The organism is Mycobacterium sp. 5-140-3-2 (genome assembly GCF_035666375.1).
Lineage (GTDB): Bacteria > Actinomycetota > Actinomycetes > Mycobacteriales > Mycobacteriaceae > Mycobacterium > Mycobacterium intracellulare.
Window position 1 is genome coordinate 4,855,388 of record NZ_CP142025.1, and the last position, 23,508, is coordinate 4,878,895.

A 23,508-nucleotide genomic window follows, 5' to 3' on the forward strand; every position below is an offset into this window, starting at 1 on the left:
TCAGATCCAGCCGAGGGCCTGCGGAACCATGTACAGGCCGAACCCGATGGTCACGAAGCACAGCGCGCGGGTGACGTATTTGTGCAGCCCGCGCATGCGCCACTGCTCGGGCAGGGCCCTGGCTTCCAGCGCGAGCAGCAGGCCCAGCACGATGGGCAGCAGCAACGCGTTCATGACTTCGACGTCGACGGCCAGATTGACCAGGTCGACGCTGGCCAGCACCAGCACCGCGCCCACGATGTGCGCCAGCGAATACGTGATGTAGAACCGGGCGGTGGCGCGGTTGGGCCGCTCGTTCAGCGTGTGCTTCCAGCCGAACACCTCCGCGAGCCCCCACGCGCCCGCGAGCGAGGCGACGATCGCGGCCACCAGCGCCGCGCCCAGCATGCCGAGCCCGAACAGCACCGTCCCGCCGACTCGGCCGAGGTAGGGCGTGAGCGACTGGGCGATCTGGCCGACGGTCTCCAGTTCCGCGCCGCCGCCGTGCGCGCCGCTCGTCCCAATGGTGGACGCCATGGTGACCACCACCGCGATCATGATCAGCTGGGTCAGCACCGCGCCGAAGGCGGTGTCGTAACGGGCCTGGCGAATCGTGTTCTCCGACAGGCGCTTATCGACCACCGCTCCCTGCTGGTAGAAGATCATCCACGGCATGATGACCGCGCCGACGTTGGCCGCGACCAGTAGCAGGTATGACGAGTTGCCGAGCGGCATCGACGACAACCCGTCCACGAGGGCTCTGGGGTCGGGCCGGGCCATGACCATCGCCACCAGGAAGGCCAGTTCGGCGGCGCCGACGACCAGGCCGATGCGCTCGACGCGCCGGTAGCTACCGGTCAGGGCCAGCGCCAGCAGCGCGACGGTCGCGACCGGAATGCTCACCCAGCGCGAGACGCCGAAGAGTTCACCCACGCCGGCCACCCCGGCGAACTCCGTGAGCAACGCCCCGATCGCCGAGGCGAACAGGGTGAACGCCGACAGCCACGCCCAGCCGCGGCCGAACCGCTCCCGGATCAGCGAGCCGTGGCCGCGCCCGGTGACGATGCCCAGCCGCACGGTCATTTCCTGCACGACGTAGAGCACCGGCATCAGGATCAGCTGCGGCAGCACCATCCGGTAGCCCCACTGGGCGCCGGACTGCGACGCGGTGATCAGCGACCCGGCATCGGTGTCGGCCAGCATCACCACCAGGCCGGGGCCCCACACCGACAGCAGCCCCCATCGCAGCCAGCGGCCACGGGTGCGCAGCGGTATTTGCGGCCGGTCCTCGGATTCGTCCGCCACCGGCGGGGTGGTCGTATCGGTCACCGGTGGATCCTAACTAGGGGCCGCCTAACCACGGGCGTTTGCCGGAGAGCGCCATTGGCCGAAAATGTGCCGCCATTCTCGAAAATGCGATAGGCGTTCTCGAATTGCGAGAGTACGTTGCCCAAGTATGCAAACGGTGCGTAGCTTCTGCCGCGTCTGCACCTCCGTCTGCGGCATCCTCGTCGACGTCGAGGGTGACGAGGTGCTCCGCGTTCGCGGCGATCAGGAGCATCCCTTCTCCCGCGGTTACACCTGCCCGAAGGGCCGCGCCCTGCCGCAACTGCACCACCACCCCGACCGGCTCGAACGCCCGAGGATGCGGGCGGACGGCCGCCTGCGCGACACCACATGGGACGCCTGCCTCGACGACCTGGGCACGCGGCTGAAGGACATCATCGACCGGCACGGGCCGCAATCGGTCGCGTTCTACTTCTCCACCATGGAAAGCGCCGGCTTCCGCATGGCCGAGGCGCTGCACGCCGCGATTGGCACACCGGCCAAGTTCAGCCCCCTGACCATCGACGGCACCGCCAAGCCTTTGGTCTCGGATCTGGTCGGCGGATTCATGGGGCTATCGGGCCGGACCGACCTGGACAACGCCGACTTCCTGATGCTCGTCGGCGTCAATCCCGTTGTCTCGCATGGACATGCGATCTCGATGCCCAATCCGACCGGCACGGTGCGCGAGATCGCGCGGCGCGGGCAGGTGTGGGTGATCGATCCCCGTCGCACCGAGACCGCCCGGCTGGCCACCGCCCATCTGGCGCCGCGGCCCAGCACCGACCACGCCGTCCTCGCCTACCTGGTGCGCGAGATCCTGCGCGACGGAATGAAATCCGACGTTCCCGTGCAGGGCATCGACGAGCTGGCGCGTGCGGTCGAGCCGTTCACGCTCGAGCACACCGCGAAGCTGGCCGATGTCGCCGAGGCCGACCTGGCCCGGTTGTTTGCGGGCGTGCGGGCCGCCAAGTGCGTCGCGGTCGAAACCGGCACCGGCGTCACGATGACCGCCGAGCGCGCCAACGTCACGCAGTGGCTCGCCTGGGTGCTGATGATCCTCACCGGCGCGATGAACCGGCCCGGCGGGACGTGGTTTCACCCCGGATTCGCCTACCAGCTCGAGACTTTCGGCGAGTTTTTGCCCGTCACGCCGATCGAGGGATCCTTCGGTCCGGGACCGCGCAGCCGCCCCGAGGCGCAGGCGTTCATCAACGAGTGGCCCTGCGCGGCGCTGCCCGACGAGATCGCCGCGGGCAACATCCGCGCCCTGATCAACGTCGGCGGCAGCCTGGTCACCTCGTTCCCCGAGACCGGCAAGCTGATTCCGGCCCTACAGAGCCTCGAGGTGTTCGCGACCACCGAGATCATCAACAACGAGACCACCGAGCTGGCCACCCACGTCCTGCCCACCAAGGACCCGCTGGAACGCCCCGACATCACCATCCACGACATCCTGAGTTCGCATGTGTCCGTGCAATACAGCCCGGCCGTCGTCGAGCCGGTCGGCGAACGCCGCTCGATGTGGTGGGTGTTCGCCGAACTCGGCCGCCGGCTCGGCTACGAGCTCGGCAATCTCGGCGATCCCGACACCAGCACCGACGACGACGTGCTCGCCGTCCTGTTGGCCGGCGCCCGAACGGGATTCGACGAGGTGGCGGCGGTGGGTTGGGCCGAGGCCCCGCGCGAGCTGCCCGCGGCCTGGGTCGACGAGCACGTCGCGCGGATGGGCGGCTGGCGGCTGGCGCCGCCGCTGCTGGTGGACCAACTCGCGGGCCTGAAACCGCCCGCGCCGCTGGTGCTGGTGCCGCGCCGGCAGCGCCGAAAGCTCAACGGGCAGCTGGATTTTCTCGGTGAAGCCCCCGAGGTTCTCATCCACCCCGAGGACGGCGCCGCCGCGGGTGTCGCCGACGGGCAGAAGGTGACGGTGCGCAGCGCGAACGGCGAACTGACCGGCATCGCCAAGGTCGACGACTCCATTCGGCGCGGTGCGGTGTCGATCCCGCACGGCCACCACGCGGCCAACGTCAACCGCCTGACCAACAAGGACGACATCGACGTGGTGACCGGCATGGTGCGCTACTCGGGGGTGCCCGTCAGCCTGCATCCGGCCTGAAACACGCTGTCCTGGTTGGGCAGAAGACACCCTCCCGGTCGATGGGTTGGAGGAGTCGAACCGGGAGGGTGCCTGGCTTGGCGTTGACGCTCGAAGGTCACTGCCCGGCGCGCAGGTCGCATTGGACGACGAAGCAGAGCCGGTCGGCGAAGGCGATGGCATCGGCGATCTTCTCGGCCAGCTCGGCGGCGCGGGCCTTGCGGACGCCGGCCAGCCCGGCCTGCGCGGCGAGGGCCGATTCGCGCGCCGTCGCCAGTGCCGTGCGGCACTCGCGGAGTATTGAGAGTGTGGCGGGACTGATAGACATGTCGCCCCCTACAAATCGCGCTCTCACAGCGATACCCGCCCCGGGGCCCGCCACACCGCCGTGGCGCAAATTTTTACAACCAATTTGTAGAAATTGCGCACGTGTCGCACAACGTCGCCGCCGGCCCCTGGTCGGCCGCCCGGGCGACCGGGAATCGCGGCGGGCGGAACGACCGCGCGGAGCGCCACACGAGTGCGCCCCGGCAAACCGAAATTCGCGGTGTGCGACGGCGCGCGGGCCTACCAAAAACTGTGGTGGCAGGTACAGGATTCGAACCTGTGAAGCTTTCGCGACGGATTTACAGTCCGCTCCCATTGGCCGCTCGGGCAACCTGCCGCCAGACAGGTTACAACGAGCGAGTAGACAAAGCACAAACGCCTATCACCGGATGAAGGGACGGAATGCATGGCGGACTCATCGTTCGACATCGTCAGCAAAGTGGATCGCCAGGAGGTCGACAACGCGCTCAACCAGGCCGCAAAGGAGCTGGCCACGCGGTTCGACTTCCGCGGCACCGACACCACGATCGCCTGGAAGGGCGACGAGGCTATCGAGCTGACGTCGTCCACCGAGGAACGCGTCAAGGCGGCCGTCGACGTCTTCAAGGAGAAGCTGATCCGCCGGGACATCTCCATGAAGGCCTTCGACGCCGGCGAGCCCCAGGCCTCCGGCAAGACCTACAAGGTCAGCGGCTCGCTCAAGCAGGGCATCAGCAGCGAGAACGCCAAGAAGATCACCAAGCTGATCCGCGACGACGGCCCCAAGTCCGTCAAGACCCAGATCCAGGGCGACGAGATCCGGGTCACCAGCAAAAAGCGCGACGACCTGCAGGCCGTCCAAGCGCTGCTGAAGCAGGCCGACCTGGACGTGGCGCTGCAGTTCGTCAACTACCGGTGATCGCCGGTCGCGAGCGCGACGGTGCGGCCCGCGCGGTTTCGCGACTTCCTAGCCCGACCAACCGGTGGGTCTCTAGGCTAGTGACGAGTCCCACAATTTGAGCGAGGTTCACGATGACCGTGACGCCCCAGGAGGCCGCCGGCCACGGCGCGACCGAGGCCGACTACTTCGACGTCATCATCGTCGGCGCCGGCATCTCCGGCATTGACGCCGCCTACCGGATCACCGAACGCAATCCCCAGCTGACCTACACCGTCCTGGAGCGGCGCGCGCAGATCGGCGGGACGTGGGACCTGTTCCGCTACCCCGGGGTGCGCTCCGACAGCAGCATCTTCACGCTGTCCTTCCCGTTCGAGCCGTGGACCCGCGAAGAGGGCGTGGCCGACGGCGTGCACATCCGCGAGTACCTGGCCGCCACCGCGCGCAAGTACGGCATCGACCGCCACATCCGGTTCGACAGCTACGTGCGCTCGGCGGACTGGGACTCCGCGACCGACACCTGGACGGTCACCGTCGAACAGGGCGGGGAGCGCAGGCTCTACCGCGGCCGCTTCCTGTTCTTCGGCAGCGGCTACTACAACTACGACGAGGGCTACACCCCCGACTTCCCGGGCATCGAGGAGTTCCAGGGCACGGTGGTGCACCCCCAGCACTGGCCCGAGGACCTGGATTACGCCGGCAAGAAGGTCGTGGTGATCGGCAGCGGCGCGACCGCGGTGACGCTGCTGCCGTCGCTGTCGGACCGCGCCGCGAAAGTGACCATGCTGCAGCGCTCGCCCACCTATCTCATCTCGGCGTCCAAGTACGGCACGGTCGCCGCCGTCGCGCGAAAACTGCTGCCCCGCAAGCCCGCTCATCTGGTCGTCCGCATGTACAGCGCCCTGACCGAGGCGGTGTTCTTCGCGTTGTCCCGCAAGGCGCCGGGGTTCGTGCGGTGGCTGCTGCGGCGCAAGGCGATCAACAGCCTGCCGGCCGGATACGACGTCGACACCCACTTCAAGCCGCGGTACAACCCCTGGGACCAGCGGATGTGCCTGATCCCCGACGCCGACCTGTACGAGGCCATCAGCGCCGGGCGCGCCGACGTGGTCACCGACCACATCGACCATTTCGACGCGACCGGCATCGCACTCAAGTCCGGCGGGCACCTCGACGCCGACGTCATCGTCACCGCCACCGGCCTGCAGCTGCAGGCGCTGGGCGGGGCCACGATCAGCCTGGACGGCAACGAGATCAAGACCAGCGACCGGTTCGTCTACAAGGCGCACATGCTCGAAGACGTGCCGAACCTGTTCTGGTGTGTGGGCTACACCAACGCGTCGTGGACGCTGCGGGCCGACATCACCGCCCGGGCGACGGCAAAACTCATGGAGCACATGGCCTCTCACGGCTACACGCGCGCCGCCCCGCACCGCGGCAACGAGCCGATGACCGAGAAGCCGTCGTGGGACATCAACGCCGGCTACGTGTTGCGCTCGGTGCACGCGCTGCCTAAGTCCGGCACCAAGCGGCCGTGGAACGTGCGGCAGAACTATCTCGCCGACGCCATCGACTACCGCTTCGACCGCATCGAGGAGGCAATGGTGTTCGGCCGGACCGCCGACCGCACCGCGCTGGCCGGATAGCCACGCACGGGAGTTCGTGAACTACTCCCAAATCTCAGATGTCGGCAATACGCTGATCGCCATGGCATCTGAGAAGCGCGAACCCAAAGTCGTTGTCCTCGGTGGCGGCAGCTGGGGCACCACCGTGGCCTCAATCTGCGCGCGCCGCGGGCCGACGCTGCAATGGGTGCGCTCCGAGGAGACCGCCCGCGACATCAACGACAACCACCGCAACAGTCGCTACCTCGGCAACGACGTCGAGCTGAGCGACACCCTGCGCGCCACCACCGACTTCGCCGAGGCGGCGAACTCCGCCGACGTCGTGGTCATGGGCGTGCCCTCGCACGGCTTCCGCGGGGTGCTCACCGAGCTGGCCCGGGAGCTGCGGCCGTGGGTGCCGGTGGTGTCCCTGGTCAAGGGCCTCGAGCAGGGCACCAACATGCGCATGTCCCAAATCGTCGAGGAGGTGCTGCCCGGGCACCCCGCGGGCATCCTGGCCGGTCCGAACATCGCGCGCGAGGTCGCCGAGGGTTACGCCGCCGCCGCGGTGCTGGCCATGCCCGACCAGCATCTGGCGACGCGGCTGTCCGGGCTGTTCCGCACCAGGCGCTTCCGCGTGTACACCACCGACGACGTCATCGGGGCCGAAATGGCCGGGGCTTTGAAGAACGTGTTCGCCATCGCCGTCGGCATGGGGTACTCGCTGGGCATCGGCGAAAACACCCGAGCGCTGGTCATCGCCCGCGCGCTGCGGGAAATGACGAAGCTGGGCGTCGCGGTGGGTGGGGACCCGGACACCTTCCCGGGGCTGGCCGGGCTGGGCGACCTGATCGTCACGTGTACCAGCCAGCGCAGCCGCAACCGTCACGTCGGTGAACAACTGGGGGCGGGCAAACCGATCGACGAGATCATCGCCTCGATGAACCAGGTCGCCGAGGGGGTCAAGGCCGCCAGCGTGATCATGGAGTTTGCCAACGAATTCGGCCTCACCATGCCCATCGCCCGTGAGGTCGACGCCGTGATCAACCACGGCTCGTCCGTCGAGGAGGCCTACCGCGGCCTGATCGCCGAGGTGCCCGGCCACGAGGTGCACGGCGCGGGCTTCTGACCTGGGCGTCGCGGGCTGGCCAAATTCAAATCTTTGCGTTCTCTATGGGCCGCTCACGTCCGCTTGACCCCGGTTTGCCAGCAAAATACCGTCAGACCAGGTAGTCAGTGATTTTCCGGTTGCGATCCTGCTCGTCGTCCGGATGTAATCCGCTGCACGCCAACCCGTTACGAAGATGTAACTGGCCGCAAGAAGGGCGGATATCGGAACATCCCCCGCAAACTCCCAACGAGGGACGTGACCGATGCAAGACATTGAACGGGCGGGCGATCGGCTCCCCACCGCGTCACGCGCCGACCGGCTGCGCGGCATCATCCGGCACGACCTGCCCTCCTCGCTGGTGGTCTTTTTGGTCGCGCTCCCCCTGTCGCTGGGAATCGCGATCGCCTCGGGCGCCCCGGTGCTCGCCGGCCTGATCGCCGCGATCGTCGGGGGCATCGTCGTCGGCAGCGTGGGGGGCTCCCCGCTGCAAGTCAGCGGCCCCGCGGCCGGGCTGACCGTCATCGTCGCCGGGCTGGTTTCCGAGTTCGGTTGGGGCATCACGTGTTTGATCACCGTCGCCGCCGGGACCCTGCAGGTGCTGTTGGGGCTGAGCCGCGTGGCGCGCGCCGCCCTGGCGATTTCACCGGTCGTCGTGCACGCCATGCTGGCCGGCATCGGCATCACGATCGCCCTGCAGCAGGCGCACGTGTTGCTGGGCGGAAAATCCAAGAGCACCGCCTGGCACAACCTGATCGGCCTGCCCGGGCAGGTCGTCGGTGCGCACCGGCCGGGGGTCATCCTGGGCGTCCTGGTGATCGTCATCATGGTCGCCTGGCGGTGGGTGCCCGCCAAGGCTCGCCGGGTACCGGGTCCCCTGGTCGCGATCGTGGCGGTCACCGCGCTCTCGGTCGTCTTCCCGTTTCACGTGCGCCGGATCGACCTCGAGGGGTCACCGCTGGACGCGCTGAGGCTGCCCGACCTTCCCCACGGCAACTGGGGCGCGTTCACCGTCGGGGTGATCACCGTCGCGCTCATTGCCAGCGTCGAGAGCCTGCTGTCGGCGGTGTCGGTCGACCGGATGCACAACGGGCCACGCACCGACTTCAACCGGGAGCTGGTGGGACAGGGCGCCGCCAACATCATCTCGGGGACCGTCGGCGGGCTGCCGATCACCGGGGTCATCGTCCGCAGCTCCACAAATGTCAACGCGGGCGCCAAATCCCGGGCGTCGGCGATCATGCACGGCGTCTGGATCCTGCTGTTCACCATTCCGTTCGCCGGACTGGTCGAGCAGATCCCCACCGCCGCGCTGGCCGGTCTGCTGATCGTCATCGGCGTCCAGCTGCTCAAGCCGGCGCACATCGAAACCGCAATGAAGCACGGCGATCTCGCCGTGTACGTGGTGACCGCCGTCAGCGTCATCTTCCTCAATCTGCTGCACGGCGTGCTGATCGGCCTCGCACTGGCCATCGCGCTGACCGGATGGCGAGTGATCCGGGCCAAGATCGAGGCGGAGCCGGTTGGCGACGAATGGCGGGTGACGATCGAGGGCGCGGCCTGCACCTTCCTGGCGCTCCCGAGGCTGACGCGGATGCTGACGTCGGTTCCGCGGGGCGCGACGGTGACGGTGGCGATCTCGGTCCATTACCTCGATCACGCTGCGCACCAAACGATTACCGACTGGCAGCGGCAGCACGAGGCGACAGGCGGGACCGTCGAAATCCGGGGTGTGATGGAGACGGGTCACCGCGCCGCGGACGAACCGCTGGTCGAGGCCCAGGCGCCCGGGGCCGCAGCGTAATTGCGCGCCCCGCGCTTATAGCGCGCCGCGCGCTCAGTCGACGTCGATCCTGATGTGCAGCCGCTTGCCGCACACCTGCGCCAGGCGCTGCAGCACGTCGACGCGCGGCACCTCGTCCCCGCTCTCCCACGCGGCCACGGCCTCGCGGGTGGTGCCCAGTGCGTGCGCCAGTTGTTCCTGGTTCATCCCGGCACCGGCACGGGTCTCGAAGACCAAATCGGGCAGATTCAGCGCCAGCCCGGCTTCGTGAATATCGATCGAGTCAGAGTGCGACATCGCCATCACCGCTTCCATCAATGGAAAGCCTAGGACTACAGCTAACTCCGATGTTACGTGCGGTTCGGCCGGTGTGCACGCGGCGTTTTACCGCCGTTTCCTACCGCCCGGCCATCTGCTCGAGGCGGCGGATGCGGTCCTCGATCGGCGGGTGCGTCGAGAAGAGCGACCCGATCCGCTCGCCGGCTCGAAATGGGCTGGCGATCATCAGGTGTGCCTGGCTGGCCAGCTGGGGCTCGGGCGGGAGCGGGGCCGCCTGGACCCCACCGGAGATCTTGCGCAGGGCCGACGCCAGGGCCAGCGGGTCCCCGGTCAACACCGCGCCCGATTCGTCCGCCTGGTATTCCCGCGACCGGGACACCGCGAGGCGCACGACCGTCGCCGCGATCGGGCCGAGCAACGAAACCAGCAGCAGCGCAAAGGGATTCTCGCCGTCGCGGCTGTTGCCGCCGAACATGCCGGCGAACATCGCCATGTTGGCCAACGCGGTGATCACCGACGCCATCGCACCGGCGATGCAGGAGATCAGGATGTCGCGGTTGTAGACATGCGACAGCTCGTGTCCCAGCACGGCGCGCAGCTCGCGTTCGGTGAGGATGCCCAAAATGCCGGTGGTGCAACACACCGCGGCGTTGCGCGGATTGCGGCCGGTCGCGAACGCGTTGGGCGCGTTGGTGTCGCTGATGTACAGCCGGGGCATCGGCTGGTGCGCGGCGGTGGCCAGCTCCCGGACGATCCGGTACATCGCCGGCGCCTGGAGCTCGGAAACCGGCTGCGCATGCATCGCCCGCAGCGCCAGCTTGTCGCTGTTGTAGTAGGTGTAGACGTTCATGCCGATGGCGAACAGCACCGCGAGAAACATCGCGGTCTTGCCGAACAACGAGCCCACAAACACGATCAACGCGGACATGCCGACCAAGAGGGCAAACGTCTTGAACCTGTTGGCATGCGGATGCCAGGTCATCGGTGTCCTCCTAGGACATTCCGGAGCACACTCCGGAACACTCGTTCATTGTCGACTATTGAACGCCCGAGACGGCCGAAGGAGTTCCGTGACGCGCTAGCCGTGCCGGCTGATGGTGTAGTCGACCAGCGTCTGCAGCGCGTGCCGGCCGGGCACGTCGGGCAGCAGCGCCAGCTCCTGGTGTGCCTGCGCCGCATAATCCTGCAGCGACCGCTTGGCCTTGGCCATGCCCTCCGACGCCCGCAGCAGCGCCAGCGCCTCGGCCACCGTCTCGTCGTCGTCGATGGGCCCGACCAGCAGCTCGCGCAGCCGCGCCGCGTCGGGGCCGGGTTCGCGCAGCGCGTAGACCATCGGCAAGGTGTGCACGCCCTCGCGCACGTCGGTGCCGGGCAGCTTGCCGGACTCGCGGGAGTCGCTGTCGATGTCGATGATGTCGTCGGAGATCTGGAAGGCGGTGCCCACGATGCCGCCGAGGCGGCTCAGCCGCTCCACCTGGTCGGCGTCGGCGCCCGAGAACATCGCGCCGAAGCGGCCCGCCGCGGCGATCAGGCACGCGGTCTTCTCGTAGACCACCTTCAGGTAGTGCTCGATCGGGTCCGCCCCCTCGGCCGCCCCCGTCAGGCCGCGGGTCTCGCGCATCTGCCCGGTCACCAGCTGGGCGAATGTCTCGGCGATCAGCCGCACCGCCTCGGGCCCCAGCCGGGACACCAGCCGCGAGGCGGTGGCGAACAGATAGTCCCCAGCCAGGATCGCGACGTTGTTGCCCCAGCGCACGTTGGCGGTGGGCGTGCCGCGGCGCACCTCGGCCTCGTCCATCACGTCGTCGTGATACAGCGTGGCCAGGTGCACCAGCTCGATCACGGCGCCGGCGATCGTCACGTCCGCGGCGTCGGGATTGGGCCCCAGCTGCGCCGACAGCACGGTGAACAGCGGCCGGAACCGCTTGCCGCCGGCCTTGAACAGGTGGGTCAGCGACTCGGTCATGATCTCGTCGGCGCTGCGCAGTTCGGTGTCCATGAGCTGCTCGATCCGCCCGACACCGTCGCGCACCGTCGCCGCGAAGGCCGCGTCGCCGAGATCAACGCCCGCCACCACCGTCGCCGGAGTATTCACGGGACCAAACATACTGGTGTGCATGAACACGGGAGCGACCCGAGCCCACGTGGTGGTGGTGGGCGCCGGACCCGCCGGTTCGGCGGCGGCGGCGTGGGCCGCGCGCGCAGGCCGCGAGGTCCTGGTTATCGATTCGGCGAGCTTCCCCCGCGACAAGGCCTGCGGTGACGGGCTGACCCCGCGCGCGGTCGCCGAGTGCGAACGCCTGGGGCTCGGGGACTGGCTGGACGCCCGCATCCGGCACCGCGGGCTGCGGATGAGCGGGTTCGGCGGCGAGGTGGAGGTGGACTGGCCCGGCCCGTCCTTCCCGTCGACCGGCAGCGCGGTGGCCCGCGTCGAGCTGGACGACCGGATCCGCAAAGTCGCCGAGGATTCCGGAGCGCGGATGCTGCTGGGCACCAAAGCCGTTGGCGTGCAACATGACTCATCGGGACGGGTGACATCGTTGACCTTGGCCGACGGCACCGAAGTCGGGTGCCGGCAGTTGATCGTGGCCGACGGCGCCCGTTCGTCGCTGGGGCGCAAGCTGGGCCGGCGCTGGCACCAGGAGACGGTGTACGGCGTGGCGGCCCGCGGGTACCTGAGCACGCCGCGCGCCGACGACCCCTGGCTGACCTCGCATCTCGAGCTACGCGGACCCGACGGCTCCAAGGACACAGTGCTGCCCGGCTACGGCTGGATTTTTCCGCTCGGCAACGGCGAGGTGAACATCGGCGTCGGGGCGCTGTCGACATCGAAACGACCCGCCGAGCTGGCGCTGCGGCCGCTGATCGACCACTACACCGACCTGCGCCGCGACGAGTGGGGCTTTGTCGGCCCGCCCCGGGCGGTGTCGTCGGCGCTGCTGCCGATGGGCGGCGCGGTGTCCGGGGTCGCCGGGCCCAACTGGATGCTGATCGGCGACGCCGCGGCGTGCGTGAACCCGCTCAACGGCGAAGGCATCGACTACGGGCTGGAGACGGGCCGGCTGGCCGCCGAGTTGCTGGACGGCCGCGACCTGTCGCAGGCGTGGCCGTCGCTGCTGCGGGAGCACTACGGTCGCGGCTTCTCGGTGGCGCGCCGGCTGGCGCTGCTACTGACCTTTCAGCGATTCCTGCCCGCGACCGGGCCGATCGCGATGCGCTCGACGACGCTGATGACCATCGCCGTGCGGGTGATGGCCAACCTGGTCACCGACGAGGACGCGGACTGGGTCGCGCGCGCCTGGCGGGGCGGTGGCCGGCTGTCCCGGCTGATCGACCGCCGCACCCCGTTCAGCTGAGCCGCGGCCGCATCGCCGCTGGTCGGAGGGCGCGGCGACCCTGCCGGGACGCACGATCGGCGCCCGCCGTTTGTCGGCGCGGCCGGAACCGGGCGTGTATAGTCCAGCTAATGAAGGGAACGATGCTGGCTACTATCGGTGCCGCTGCCGCTGCTGTTGCTGCTTTCGCGCTGGCCGCGCCGGCGCCGCTCTCCGCGCCCGCCCAGGCGGACCCGCCGCCGACGGCGCCGTACCCGACCCCGCGGACGCCGTCGCCGCCCAGCGACTACGACGCGCCGTTCAAGAACACGGTCAACGGGTTCGGCATCTACCAGCCGCAGGACCAACTGGCCTGGCTGGGCAAGATCACCTGCGACCGGATCGACCACGGCGTCGACCACGACGCCCACCAGTCCGCGACGTTCATCCAGCGCAACCTGCCGCGCGGCACCACCGAGGGCCAGTCGCTGCAGTTCCTGGGCGCGGCGGTCGACCACTACTGCCCGGAGCACATCGACGTCGTCCAAGCGGCCGGCAACCACTAAGTCCGTCTCAGCGCGGGGGCAGGTGCCCGGCGTGTAGGGCGACGATGCCACCCGTCAGGTTGCGCCACCGCACTCCCACCCAGCCGGCCTGGGTGAGCTGCTGCGCCAACCCCTCCTGATCGGGCCACGCCCGGATCGACTCCGCCAGGTACACGTAGGCCTCGGGGTTGCTGGACACCGCGCGCGCCACCCGCGGCAGCGCGCGCATCAGGTACTCCTTGTAGACGGTGGCGAACAGGCCGTTGGTGGGGGTGGAGAACTCGCACACCACCAATCGGCCGCCCGGGCGGGTGACGCGCGCCATCTCGCGCAGCGCGGCCTGGGTGTCGACGACGTTGCGTAGCCCGAAACTGATTGTGACGGCATCGAATACGTCGTCGGCGAACGGCAGCCTGGTGGCGTCGCCGGCAACCTTCGGCACGTGGCGCGCCGCCCCCGCCGCCAGCATGCCCACCGAGAAATCGGCGGCCACACACCACGCCCCGGATTTCTTCAGCTCGACGGTCGATACCGCGGTGCCCGCGGCGAGGTCCAGCACCCGCTGGCCCGGCCCGATCTCCAGCGCCGCCCGGGTGGCCTTGCGCCAGTGGCGGTCCTGGCCCATCGAGAGCACGGTGTTGGTCAGGTCATAGCGCCGGGCGACGCCGTCGAACATCGACGCGACGTCGCGGGGGTCCTTGTCCAACTCGGCGCGGCTCACCACACGGACGGTACCCCCAGGGAATTCCGCGGCGACAGCAGCGTTGCAACTCTGCGTGACTGACAAAGTGTGGTTCATCACCGGTACATCGCGCGGTTTCGGACGGGCGTGGGCGATCGCGGCACTCGAGCGGGGCGACAGGGTCGCCGCCACCGCGCGCGATACGGCGTCGCTGGACGATCTGGTGCGCAAGCACGGCGACGCGCTGTTGCCGATCCAGTTGGACGTGACCGACCGCGCCGCGGACTTCGCGGCCGTCAAGCGGGCGCACGATCACTTCGACCGCCTCGACATCGTGGTGAACAACGCCGGCTACGGGCAGTTCGGGTTCGTCGAGGAACTCTCCGAGCGAGACGCCCGCGACCAGATCGAGACCAATGTGTTTGGCGCACTGTGGATCACCCAGGCCGCGCTGCCGTACCTGCGCGAGCAGGGCAGCGGCCACATCATCCAGGTGTCCTCGATCGGGGGCATCACCGCGTTCCCGTTGGTCGGCATCTACCACGCGTCGAAATGGGCGCTGGAAGGCTTTTCCCAGGCGCTGGCCCAGGAGGTCGCCCAGTTCGGTGTGCACGTCACGCTGATCGAGCCGGGCGGCTTCGACACCGACTGGGCCGGCGCCTCGGCCAGGCACGCCGAGCGGCTGCCGGCCTACGACGACCTCCGCGCGGCCGTCGAGGCCGAACGCAGCCGGCGGTGGGCCAGCCCGGGCGACCCGTCCGCCTCGGCGGCCGCGCTACTGAAGGTGGTCGACGCCGAAAAGCCGCCGCTGCGAGTGTTCTTCGGCTCGTCCCCGCTGGAGACGGCCAAGGCCGACTACGAGAGCCGGCTCCGCACCTGGGAGGAATGGCAGCCCGTCGCCGAGTTGGCGCAGGGCTGATCGCGCCGTCACTCCCCCTGCGCGTACCGCCTGGCGGACAGCCGGCGCCGCTCGAACGGCGACAGCACCGCCTCGTAGTGGCCGAGCAGCTCGTCGCAGATCACCGACCAGCTGCGGCCGACGACGCTGCGCCGTGCGGCCGGCGCGTAGCGCGCCCGTTCGGCGAGCAGGTGCGCGACGGCCTCGGGCAGCCGGGCCTCGAACTCGTTGACCCCCAACAGCAGACCGGTACGCCACGGGGTGACGAGGTCACGTGGGCCGCCGGCGTCGGGGGCTATGACCGGCAACCCCGACGCCAGCGCTTCCTGCACGACCTGACAAAACGTCTCGTGCTCACCGGGGTGCACGAACACGTCCATGCTGGCGTACGCCGCGGCGAGCTCGTCGCCGTAGAGCGCACCCGTGAAAACCGCTGTCGGCATTGCCGATTGCAGTTTGTCGCGGTCGACGCCGTCACCCACGATGACGAGCTGCACCGCGCCGCCGGCGGCCAGCCCGGCGAGCCGCTCGACGTGTTTTTCCGGCGCGAGCCGGCCCACGAACCCGACGATGGGCTTGCCGTGCGGTGACCACCTCCGCCGCAGCGCCTCGTCGCGCGCCGACGGCGCGAACCGCAGCACGTCGACGCCGCGCGCCCACCGGTGCACCCGTGGAAAACGGTGGGCGACAAGCGCTTCCATCGTCACCGTGGACGGCGCCAGCGTGCGGTCGGCGAGGCCGTGCAGGTGCCGGAACCAGGCCCACGCGGCCCGTGCCGTCATCGGGATGCCGTAGCTGGCCGCGAAACCCGGGACGTCGGTCTGATACACCGCGACCGTCGGCACCCCCAACCACCGCGCCGCGCGCACCCCGCCATACCCCAGCAGCGCCGGCGACGCCAAATGCACGACGTGCGGGTCGAATCCGCGCAGGACGCTCACCAGCCGGGGCGTCGGCACGCCGAGCGGCAGCGTGGTCACCTTCGGGAACATTCGTGCGGGCACCCGGTGCACGCGGATGCCGTCGTGAATGCGCTCCGCCGGCGGTTCGCCGGGTGGCGTGTCGGGGGCGATGACGAGGGCCTCGTGGCCGGTGCGGCGCAGGTGCTCGAGCACCCGGATCACCGAGTTGCTGACACCGTTGACTTCCGGCAGGAAAGATTCCGCGACGATGGCAACGCGCACCCCATCACCGTCTCAGCGCCGCCTGTCGACAAGGTTGCCAACGGGCGTCCGTCACGCGAAATTTGCAGGTTCGGCGGTTTCGGCGCGGCGGTCCAGCCACTTGTCCAGCAGCGCCAGCGCCACCAGCAGCGCCGCCGCCCCGAGCCAGGCCACCACCGCGATGGACCCCGCCGGGATGATCGCCAGCCCCGCGTTGCGGTGCTGCACGCGGACCAGGTTCGGGTCGTTCTTGTTGTACTCGACGTAGATTCGCATCCCGGTGGTCAGGTGGGACGGGTAGAGCACCCCGAGTTCGGGGCGGTAGGTGACCCGCTCCGGGGTGACGAATTCGATGGTGGAGCGGCGCGGCCCGGCGCTGAGCACCTCCGCCTGCGCGACGCCCATGTTGTGGGTGATCGCAAGGTCGTTGCGCCACGCGCCGGCCACCAGCAGCACCGACTGCAGCGTGACCAGGCCGGCGACGATCAGCACCGCGATCCGGGCCCATCGCAACGCGACCCTGGCAGGCGTTTTCGGAGGTTCGTCGCTGCGTCCGTGAATCAGTAAGTGCAGCAGAACCTTTGGGGATCTCGCCATCTATGCGTGCCTCACAGCGCCGCCTTGATGGCGGCGTGCAGCTGCCGCAACGAGGAGCGATCCGCCTTGACTTCCAGCACCCGCATCCCGGGGCCGGGATCGTCGAGGGCGGCGTGCAATTCGTCGACCTCGATCTGGCGGCTCTCCACGTGATACGCGCGGCACAGCGCCCCCACGTCGACGTCGTGCGGGGTTCCGAAGATCCGCGACGACACGTCGGAGAACCGGGGGTCGCCCTGCTCGAGCAGTTCGAAGATGCCGCCGCCGTTGTCGTTGGAGACCACGATGGTCAGGCGGCGCGGGGTGGGTTCGGTGGGGCCGATCAGCAGCCCGGAGCTGTCGTGCACGAAGGTCAGATCGCCGATCAGCGCGACGGTCCGCGCCGGGTTGTCCGGGTCGCCCACGCGTTCGTGGGCGAGTGCCGCCCCGATCGCGGTGGACACGGTGCCGTCGATCCCGGCTACCCCGCGGTTGGAGCGCACCCGGATGCCGTGGGTGTCCAGGCCGACCAGCGCCGCGTCGCGGACCGGGTTGGACGCCCCGAGCACCAGCTGGTCGCCGGGCCGCAGCGCGTCGGCCACCGCCGCCGCGACGTGCAAACCGGTGGTCAGCGGGTGCGCCGCGAGCTGGCCCCGCACCGCGTCGTTCGCGTGCCGGTTCGTCTCGGCGCACCGGTGCAGCCACGCCGGGTTCGGCGCCCCGGTGGTGACCGCCCGCGTGCCGGTGGCCTGCGAGTTTCCCGAGACGTCGGGCCAGCGGGGGCCGGTGGTCAGCGCGAACACCGGCACCTTGGGGTCGGCCAGCAGCGCCGACACCGGGCGGTGCAGGGTCGGGCGGCCGAGCATGATCACCTGCTTGGGCCGCAGCAACGGCAGCGCCAGGGGGTGCAGCGGGTTTTCGGGGGCGGGCGCGGTCGGTTCGGCCACGGTGGGCAGCTGGGCGAGGGCGGGATGGGTGCCGGCGCCGTGGCCGGCGATGACGACCGTGTCGGGCGTCAGGTCGATCTCCAGCGGCTGGTCGAAGGTGACCGGCGGGGTGTAGGTCCATGGCCGGCCGCCCGGGCGGCCCGGCGGGAGCACCGCGCCGCGGGGTTCGGGATCCGGCACCAGCGGTTCGCGCAGCGGGATGTCGAACTGGACGGGTCCCGCGTTGGCGGTGCGCGATCCGGTGGCGGCCGCCAGCACCCGGCAGGTGGCCGAGCGCCAGGTGGCGTTGTGCGCGTCCAGCCGCTCGGGGGCGTCCTCGGCGAGGCCCAGGCTGATGGTGGCCCGGACCTGGGTGCCGAAGTAGCCCAGCTGCTCCATCGTCTGGTTGGCCCCGGTGCCCAGGAGTTCGTAGGGCCGGTTGGCCGACAGCACGATCAGCGGCACCCGCGCGTAGTTGGCCTCCACCACGGCCGGGCCCAGGTTGGCCACGGCCGTGCCGGACGTCATGGCGACGCACACCGGCGCGCCGGCTGCGATCGCCAGGCCGATGGCCAGGTAGCCGGCGGTGCGTTCGTCGATGCGGACGTGCAGCCGGATCCGGCCCGACCGGTCGGCGTCCTGCAGCGCGAAGGCGAGCGGCGCGTTCCGCGAACCCGGGCACAACACCACGTCGCGGACGCCGCCGCGAATCAGCTCGTCAACGACCACGCGAGCCTGGGTCGTCGAGGGGTTCACTCCTACAGGGTGTCACAGCCCGCTTAGCACACGTCGAGCGTGGAGTTGTTGGGGCAAATCGCCGCGATTTCGCCCCACAAGTCGACACTCGGCGCCTACCTCGGCTCGGCGAGGGCGCCTACGTCGGCTCGGCCGGGAACCTAGCGCGGCTCGGCCGGGCGCCTATCGCGGCTCGGCGAAGAACTTGAGCATGGCGGCGTTGACGGCGTCGGGCCGCTCGAAGAACCCGAGGTGCCCGGTGTCGGGGATCTGCATGTAGCGGCCGTTGGGCAGCGCGTCGGCGACCTCCCGGCCCAGATACGGCGGCGTCAGGACGTCGTCGGAGAAGCCGATCACCAGCACCGGCGTCGCGATGCTGCGGTACGCCGACAACCGGCTGGTGTAGGGCGCGACGTCCAGCTGGGCGCGCATGCCCGGGGTGGGCTTGACCGGCCAGGTGGAAAACATCGCGATCCAGTCGGCGACCGCGGTGTCGTCGTTGAGCGTCTTGCGGGAAAAGTTTTCCAGCAGGCGGATTTTCGCCTCGTAGGCGGCCGGCAGCGTGACGCCGGCGTCGGCCAGCTCAGCCTCGGCGTCGCGGAAGAACTGCCGCGCACGGTCCATGCGGCCGCGGGTGCCCATCAGGACCGCCGCGCTGACCAGATCCGGCCGGGCGAGCATGAGTTCCTGGGTGATGAAGGCGCCCATCGACATTCCGACGATGCGGGCGGGGGCGGCGTTCAGCCCCTCGATCAGCGCCACGGTGTCGGCGACCATCGTTTGCGTCGAGAAGCCGTCGGCGTTCTCCGTGGCGCCGATCCCGCGATTGTCGAAGGTGATGACGCGGTATCCGGCCGCCAGGAACGCGGGGACTTGATAGGGGTGCCAGGTCCGTCCGGCGCCGCCGTGGCCGGCGATAAAGACCACGGGCTCACCGGAGCCGCGGTCGTCGTAAGCCAGGTTGATCACCCGGACGACGGTACAAGCAACCGATGGCACGCCTTGACCCGGTCGATCCACCACTGCCGACGCTCGGGTGGTGCCGCCAGCGCGGCCAGCCGCGCCGGATCCGGCGTCACCGGCCCCACGGCCAGGTGCCCGTCGACGGGCGGGGCGGTCTCGGCCACGTCGTCCACGAACAGCCCGCCGGTGCCCAGCCCGCAGGCGTGCCGAAGCCGCGGCAGTGCCGCCGCCGCGGTCAGCCCGGTGCCGATCCCGACCGCCGAGTCCAGCGCGCTGGAGACCACGACGGGGATGTCGATCTGGTCGGCAATGGCGAGCATGGCCGAAATACCGCCCAGCGGGGCGACTTTGAGCACCGCGATGTCGGCCGCCCCGGCGCGGACCACGGCCAGCGGGTCCTCGGCCTTGCGGATGCTTTCGTCGGCGGCGATCGGCACGTCGACGCGGTGCCGCAGCTCGGCGAGTTCGCCGACCGTCGCGCAGGGTTGTTCGAGGTACTCCAGCGGGCCGTCGGCGGTCAACGCCGCGGCCGCCTCGACCGCCTGCTCGACGCTCCAGCCGCCGTTGGCGTCCACCCGCACGGTCGGCACCAGGTCGCGCACCGCATTGACCCGGGCGACGTCGTCGGCCAGCGTCTGGCCGGGCTCGGCGACCTTCACCTTGGCCGTCCCCGCGCCGGGAAAGCGGGCCAGGACCTCGCCCACCTGGGCGGCGGGCACGGCCGGCACCGTGGCGTTGATCGGGATGCGGTCCCGGCGGACCGGCGGCGGCTGCCGGTAGGCGGCCTCGATGCCGCAGGCCAGCCAGTGCGCGGCCTCGGGCGGCTCGTATTCGACGAAAGCCCCGAACTCCCCCCAGCCGGCCGGGCCCTCGATCAGCGCGACCTCGCGGGTGGTGATGCCGCGGAACCGCACCCGCATGGGCAGCGCCACCACGTGCAGGCGGTCCAGCAGGTCCTCGAGGGGCGGCGTCACGCGCTGTAGACCTGGCGGCCCGCCAGATAGGTCGCCCGCACGTCGAGGTCGGCGATCCGCTCGGGGGACACGGTGCGCGGGTCTGCCGAGAGCACCACGAGATCGGCGTACTTGCCGACCTCCAGCGAGCCGATCACGTCGTCGGAGAACAGCTGCCAGGCGGCGTCGATGGTCTGGGCGCGGATCGCCTGCTCGACCGTCAGCCGCTCCTCGGGTCCGAGCACCCGGCCGCTGGGCGCCGTGCGGGTCACCGCCACGCTGATGTTGCGCAGCGGCTCCTCGGGCGTGACCGGCGGATCGTTGTGCAGCGAGATCCGCATCCCGGTGGCCACCGCGGATCCCGCTGGCATCCAACGGGTTCCGCGCTCCTCGCCGAACAGCCCGTCGACGATGACGTCGCCCCAGTAGTGGATCTGGTCGACGAAGATGCTGCAGGTGACGCCGAGGTCGTGGGCGCGCCGCAGCTGCTCGGGCCGGATGGCGCCGACGTGTTCGAGCCGCAGCCGGTGGTCGTCGCGCGGATGGCGCCTGAGGACATCTTCGTAGACGTCGAGGATGGTGTCGACGCCCGCGTCGCCCTGCACGTGGCAGGCCATCGGCCAGCCGAGCGGGAAGTAGGCGCCGACGATCTCGTGCAGCTGCTCTTTCGTGTAGTTGGCGCAGCCGCAGGACCCGGGCGCGACGCCGATGATGCGGGTGGCCTCGGTGTCCAGGTACGGGAATGAGAGGTCGATGTTGCCGATCCAGGGCGAGCCGTCGACCCAGATCTTGATGCCGACCTGGCGCAGGATGTCGTCGCCCTGCCCGGGTGTGGCGTCGGTGGACATTTGCGGGTTGGAGATCTCGTAGGTCCGCAGCCGGACCGTCAGCTGGGAGCGCAGCCCTTCCACCAACGGCCGAAAGCCGGGGTCGAAGGCCATCTCCGAGCAGGTGGTCAGCCCGGCCCGGTTGAGCCGGGCGCATTCGGCGAGCAGCATCCGCGGATAGTCGGCGAAGTCGATGACCCCGCCCAGCAGCGGGAACACCGCCCCGGTCTCCTCGGCGGTGCCGTCGAGTTCGCCGTCGGCGTCGCGGCCGTACTTGGCGCCCTTGGGGTCGGGGGTGTCGCGGTTCAGGCCGTGCAGCTGGGCGGCGCGCGAGTTGAAGTACGCCTTGTGCCCGGAATTGTGCATGATCACCAGCGGGGTGTCGGGCGCGATGCCGTCGAGCCAGCCCAGCGTCGGCTCCGGAAGTCCGTTCTGCAGCAGCGGATCCCAGCCGTTGAGGTAGGCGCCGTCGGATCCGCGCCGCGCGACCTCGGAACGCACCGCGGCGACGACGTCGTCGGCGCTGCGCATGGTGACCGGGCGGATGTCGACGAGGCGGTCCGACAGGGCGACCGCCTCCATCAGCGGATGGCCATGGGCCTCAACGAATCCCGGCATGACGCAGCCGTCACCGACGTCGACGGTCTGGGTGTCGGGCCCGATCGCGTCGGCGACCTCGGCACGAGTCCCGACGGCGACGATCCGGCCGTCGGCCACGGCGAGCGCCTCGGCAGTGGGCCGGGCCTCGTCGACGGTCAGGATGGTTCCGGTCACGACGAGATCTGCCTGCCCCATGGATAGGGATGGTAATGATCGGTGGGGTCTTCGAGGGTGCGGCTGACCCAAATTGCAACACGTTCTAGTCTTGCCACATGAGTGACGAGCTGCTGCGCAACCCGACCCACAACGGCCACCTGCTCGTGGGCGCCCTCAAGCGCCACAAGAACAAGCCGGTGCTGTTCCTCGGCGACACCACGCTGACCGGTGGTCAGATGGCCGAGCGGATCAGTCAGTACATCCAGGCGTTCGAGGCGCTCGGCGCGGGCACCGGTGTGGCGGTCGGACTGCTGTCGCTCAACCGCCCCGAGGTGCTGCTGATTATCGGCGCCGGCCAGACCCGCGGCTATCGGCGCACCGCCCTGCACCCGCTGGGCTCGCTGGACGACCACGCGTACGTGCTCAACGACGCCGGCATCAGCTCGCTGATCATCGACCCCAACCCGATGTTCGTCGAGCGCGCGCTGGCCCTGCTGGAGAAGGTGCCGGGGCTCAAGCAGATCCTGACCATCGGGCCGGTGCCCGAGGCGTTGAACGGTGTCGCGGTCGACCTGGCGGCCGAGGCGGCCCAGTACGACCCGCAGCCGCTGGTCGCCGCGGACCTGCCGCCGGATCAGGTCATCGGCCTGACCTACACCGGCGGCACCACCGGCAAGCCCAAGGGAGTGATGGGCACCGCGCAGTCGATCTCGTCGATGACCCAGATCCAGCTCTCGGAGTGGGAGTGGCCGGAGGATCCGCGGTTCTTGATGATCACCCCGCTCTCGCACGCGGGGGCGGCGTATTTCCTGCCCACCCTGATCAAGGGCGGCGAGATGCACGTGCTGCCCAAGTTCGACCCGGCAGATGTGCTGAAAACCATTGAGGAGAAACGCATTACGGCCACCTTCCTGGTGCCGTCGATGCTGTACGCGCTGATGGACCACCCCGATTCGCACACCCGCGACCTGTCGTCGCTGCAGACCGTCTATTACGGCGCGTCGGCGATCAACCCGGTTCGGCTGGCCGAGGCGATCCGCCGGTTCGGCAAGATCTTCGCGCAGAACTACGGGCAGTCCGAGGCGCCGATGGCCATCACCTACCTGGCCAAGAACGAGCACGACGAGAAGCGGCTCACCTCGTGCGGGCGCCCGACCCTGTTCGCGCGGGTGGCGCTGCTGGGCGAGGACGGCAAGCCGGTCCCCCAGGGCGAGCCCGGCGAAATCTGTGTCAGCGGACCGCTTTTGGCCGGCGGGTACTGGAATTTGCCCGACGAGACGGCGAAGACTTTCAAAGACGGCTGGTTGCACACCGGCGACATGGCCCGCGAGGACGAGGACGGCTTCTACTTCATCGTCGACCGGGTCAAGGACATGATCGTCACCGGTGGCTTCAACGTCTTCCCCCGCGAGGTCGAGGACGTCGTCGCCGAGCACCCGGCGATCGCCCAGGTATGCGTGGTCGGCGCGCCGGACGAGAAGTGGGGCGAGGCCGTCACCGCAGTGGTGGTGCTGCGCTCCGACGCGCCCCGCGACGACGCCGCGATCGAGAAGATGACCGCCGAGATCCAGGCCGCGGTCAAGGACCGCAAGGGCTCGGTGCAGTCACCCAAGCGGGTGGTGATCGCCGAATCGCTGCCGTTGACCGGGCTGGGCAAGCCGGACAAGAAGGCCGTGCGCGCGCAGTTCTGGGAGGGCGCCGAACGCTCGGTGGGTTGAGCATTGCGCGGGTTGCGCCGAGCGCCCGGCCCGCCGGGCGCTGGCGGCGCGGCGCCCGGCTGGCCGGGCGCTCG

General features: G+C 69.8%; 21 protein-coding genes and 1 tRNA gene. 9 read left to right on the forward strand and 13 right to left on the reverse strand.

Annotated elements, in window-relative coordinates; genetic code table 11:
• Positions 1-1,308 (reverse strand): NRAMP family divalent metal transporter, encoded by a 1,308-nt coding sequence (locus P6281_RS22725; protein WP_008260998.1) that lies wholly within the window; start codon positions 1,306-1,308, stop codon positions 1-3.
• A gap of 127 nt (positions 1,309-1,435) precedes the next feature.
• On the opposite strand from P6281_RS22725, the gene P6281_RS22730 reads away from it, so the two are divergent.
• Complete coding sequence (locus P6281_RS22730) at positions 1,436-3,421, forward strand: molybdopterin-containing oxidoreductase family protein (RefSeq protein ID WP_009951848.1); 1,986 nt, start codon at positions 1,436-1,438, stop codon at positions 3,419-3,421.
• 97 nt (positions 3,422-3,518) lie between these two features.
• Here the strand turns inward: P6281_RS22730 and P6281_RS22735 are convergent, their stop codons facing one another.
• Positions 3,519-3,728 carry a hypothetical protein gene (locus P6281_RS22735; RefSeq protein ID WP_009951849.1) on the reverse strand — a complete coding sequence of 70 codons (210 nt, stop codon included), beginning with the start codon at positions 3,726-3,728 and terminating at the stop codon, positions 3,519-3,521.
• A gap of 252 nt (positions 3,729-3,980) precedes the next feature.
• Positions 3,981-4,064 (reverse strand) — tRNA-Tyr (locus P6281_RS22740).
• Between the two features lie 69 nt (positions 4,065-4,133).
• Here P6281_RS22740 and P6281_RS22745 point away from each other — a divergent pair.
• From P6281_RS22745 to P6281_RS22760, 4 genes are all read left to right on the forward strand, one after another.
• Complete coding sequence (locus tag P6281_RS22745) at positions 4,134-4,625, forward strand: YajQ family cyclic di-GMP-binding protein (protein ID WP_008261003.1); 492 nt, start codon at positions 4,134-4,136, stop codon at positions 4,623-4,625.
• 113 nt (positions 4,626-4,738) lie between these two features.
• Complete coding sequence (locus P6281_RS22750; protein WP_009951851.1) at positions 4,739-6,250, forward strand: flavin-containing monooxygenase; 1,512 nt, start codon at positions 4,739-4,741, stop codon at positions 6,248-6,250.
• Positions 6,251-6,311: 61 nt separating this feature from the next.
• On the forward strand, positions 6,312-7,337 hold the full coding sequence (locus P6281_RS22755; RefSeq protein ID WP_008261006.1) for an NAD(P)H-dependent glycerol-3-phosphate dehydrogenase: 1,026 nt from the start codon (positions 6,312-6,314) through the stop codon (positions 7,335-7,337).
• A 244-nt stretch (positions 7,338-7,581) separates the two neighbouring features.
• Positions 7,582-9,120, forward strand: a complete 1,539-nt coding sequence (locus tag P6281_RS22760; protein WP_009951853.1) for a SulP family inorganic anion transporter — start codon at positions 7,582-7,584, stop codon at positions 9,118-9,120.
• Positions 9,121-9,153: 33 nt separating this feature from the next.
• Here the strand turns inward: P6281_RS22760 and P6281_RS22765 are convergent, their stop codons facing one another.
• From P6281_RS22765 to grcC1, 3 genes are all read right to left on the reverse strand, one after another.
• Entirely contained in the window at positions 9,154-9,414 is a 261-nt protein-coding gene (locus tag P6281_RS22765; protein WP_008261010.1) for a helix-turn-helix transcriptional regulator, read from the reverse strand.
• A gap of 82 nt (positions 9,415-9,496) precedes the next feature.
• Complete coding sequence (gene htpX, locus P6281_RS22770; protein WP_008261012.1) at positions 9,497-10,360, reverse strand: zinc metalloprotease HtpX; 864 nt, start codon at positions 10,358-10,360, stop codon at positions 9,497-9,499.
• A 96-nt stretch (positions 10,361-10,456) separates the two neighbouring features.
• Positions 10,457-11,473 (reverse strand): nonaprenyl/(2E,6E)-farnesyl/geranylgeranyl diphosphat synthase, encoded by a 1,017-nt coding sequence (gene grcC1, locus P6281_RS22775; protein WP_008261013.1) that lies wholly within the window; start codon positions 11,471-11,473, stop codon positions 10,457-10,459.
• Between the two features lie 22 nt (positions 11,474-11,495).
• Here grcC1 and menJ point away from each other — a divergent pair, with 22 nt between their 5' ends.
• Complete coding sequence (gene menJ / locus P6281_RS22780; RefSeq protein ID WP_036459730.1) at positions 11,496-12,734, forward strand: menaquinone reductase; 1,239 nt, start codon at positions 11,496-11,498, stop codon at positions 12,732-12,734.
• 110 nt (positions 12,735-12,844) lie between these two features.
• Positions 12,845-13,258, forward strand: coding sequence for a DUF732 domain-containing protein (locus P6281_RS22785; protein WP_008261015.1), 414 nt, complete (start codon positions 12,845-12,847; stop codon positions 13,256-13,258).
• A gap of 7 nt (positions 13,259-13,265) precedes the next feature.
• On the opposite strand, the gene P6281_RS22790 is transcribed toward P6281_RS22785, so the two are convergent.
• Complete coding sequence (locus tag P6281_RS22790; protein WP_014712415.1) at positions 13,266-13,958, reverse strand: demethylmenaquinone methyltransferase; 693 nt, start codon at positions 13,956-13,958, stop codon at positions 13,266-13,268.
• A 55-nt stretch (positions 13,959-14,013) separates the two neighbouring features.
• Between P6281_RS22790 and P6281_RS22795 the strand changes: the two genes are divergently transcribed.
• The gene (locus P6281_RS22795) at positions 14,014-14,838 is read left to right on the forward strand and encodes an SDR family oxidoreductase (protein ID WP_014712416.1); all 825 of its coding nucleotides are present in this window, start codon (positions 14,014-14,016) and stop codon (positions 14,836-14,838) included.
• Between the two features lie 8 nt (positions 14,839-14,846).
• On the opposite strand, the gene P6281_RS22800 is transcribed toward P6281_RS22795, so the two are convergent.
• The 6 genes from P6281_RS22800 to P6281_RS22825 all read right to left on the reverse strand — a co-directional run bounded on the left by P6281_RS22800 (position 14,847) and on the right by P6281_RS22825 (position 21,755).
• The gene (locus P6281_RS22800; RefSeq protein ID WP_014385842.1) at positions 14,847-16,001 is read right to left on the reverse strand and encodes a glycosyltransferase family 4 protein; all 1,155 of its coding nucleotides are present in this window, start codon (positions 15,999-16,001) and stop codon (positions 14,847-14,849) included.
• 51 nt (positions 16,002-16,052) lie between these two features.
• On the reverse strand, positions 16,053-16,577 hold the full coding sequence (locus tag P6281_RS22805) for a DUF3592 domain-containing protein (RefSeq protein ID WP_324738532.1): 525 nt from the start codon (positions 16,575-16,577) through the stop codon (positions 16,053-16,055).
• An 11-nt stretch (positions 16,578-16,588) separates the two neighbouring features.
• Positions 16,589-18,238 carry a 2-succinyl-5-enolpyruvyl-6-hydroxy-3-cyclohexene-1-carboxylic-acid synthase gene (gene menD / locus P6281_RS22810; protein ID WP_041785228.1) on the reverse strand — a complete coding sequence of 550 codons (1,650 nt, stop codon included), beginning with the start codon at positions 18,236-18,238 and terminating at the stop codon, positions 16,589-16,591.
• Between the two features lie 162 nt (positions 18,239-18,400).
• On the reverse strand, positions 18,401-19,186 hold the full coding sequence (locus tag P6281_RS22815; RefSeq protein WP_009951861.1) for an alpha/beta fold hydrolase: 786 nt from the start codon (positions 19,184-19,186) through the stop codon (positions 18,401-18,403).
• Positions 19,183-20,100, reverse strand: coding sequence for an o-succinylbenzoate synthase (locus P6281_RS22820; RefSeq protein WP_373306604.1), 918 nt, complete (start codon positions 20,098-20,100; stop codon positions 19,183-19,185). Before P6281_RS22820 ends, P6281_RS22815 begins: the two co-directional genes overlap by 4 nt.
• Before the next feature lie 50 nt (positions 20,101-20,150).
• Positions 20,151-21,755 carry an amidohydrolase gene (locus tag P6281_RS22825; RefSeq protein ID WP_014385845.1) on the reverse strand — a complete coding sequence of 535 codons (1,605 nt, stop codon included), beginning with the start codon at positions 21,753-21,755 and terminating at the stop codon, positions 20,151-20,153.
• Between the two features lie 77 nt (positions 21,756-21,832).
• Here P6281_RS22825 and fadD8 point away from each other — a divergent pair, with 77 nt between their 5' ends.
• Complete coding sequence (fadD8, locus tag P6281_RS22830; protein WP_014385846.1) at positions 21,833-23,434, forward strand: fatty-acid--CoA ligase FadD8; 1,602 nt, start codon at positions 21,833-21,835, stop codon at positions 23,432-23,434.
• The last annotated feature ends 74 nt before the right edge of the window (positions 23,435-23,508 follow it).

What these genes read in the sequence shown, in the direction of transcription:
- P6281_RS22730 (WP_009951848.1), top strand. Translation starts at nt 1,436, where the DNA reads ATGCAAACGGTGCGTAGCTTCTGCCGCGTCTGCACCTCCGTCTGCGGC.
- P6281_RS22735 (WP_009951849.1), bottom strand. Translation starts at nt 3,728, where the DNA reads ATGTCTATCAGTCCCGCCACACTCTCAATACTCCGCGAGTGCCGCACG.
- P6281_RS22745 (WP_008261003.1), top strand. Translation starts at nt 4,134, where the DNA reads ATGGCGGACTCATCGTTCGACATCGTCAGCAAAGTGGATCGCCAGGAG.
- P6281_RS22750 (WP_009951851.1), top strand. Translation starts at nt 4,739, where the DNA reads ATGACCGTGACGCCCCAGGAGGCCGCCGGCCACGGCGCGACCGAGGCC.
- P6281_RS22755 (WP_008261006.1), top strand. Translation starts at nt 6,312, where the DNA reads ATGGCATCTGAGAAGCGCGAACCCAAAGTCGTTGTCCTCGGTGGCGGC.
- P6281_RS22760 (WP_009951853.1), top strand. Translation starts at nt 7,582, where the DNA reads ATGCAAGACATTGAACGGGCGGGCGATCGGCTCCCCACCGCGTCACGC.
- P6281_RS22765 (WP_008261010.1), bottom strand. Translation starts at nt 9,414, where the DNA reads ATGGAAGCGGTGATGGCGATGTCGCACTCTGACTCGATCGATATTCAC.
- htpX (WP_008261012.1), bottom strand. Translation starts at nt 10,360, where the DNA reads ATGACCTGGCATCCGCATGCCAACAGGTTCAAGACGTTTGCCCTCTTG.
- menJ (WP_036459730.1), top strand. Translation starts at nt 11,496, where the DNA reads ATGAACACGGGAGCGACCCGAGCCCACGTGGTGGTGGTGGGCGCCGGA.
- P6281_RS22785 (WP_008261015.1), top strand. Translation starts at nt 12,845, where the DNA reads ATGAAGGGAACGATGCTGGCTACTATCGGTGCCGCTGCCGCTGCTGTT.
- P6281_RS22805 (WP_324738532.1), bottom strand. Translation starts at nt 16,577, where the DNA reads ATGGCGAGATCCCCAAAGGTTCTGCTGCACTTACTGATTCACGGACGC.
- P6281_RS22820 (WP_373306604.1), bottom strand. Translation starts at nt 20,100, where the DNA reads ATGCGGGTGCGGTTCCGCGGCATCACCACCCGCGAGGTCGCGCTGATC.
- P6281_RS22825 (WP_014385845.1), bottom strand. Translation starts at nt 21,755, where the DNA reads ATGGGGCAGGCAGATCTCGTCGTGACCGGAACCATCCTGACCGTCGAC.
- fadD8 (WP_014385846.1), top strand. Translation starts at nt 21,833, where the DNA reads ATGAGTGACGAGCTGCTGCGCAACCCGACCCACAACGGCCACCTGCTC.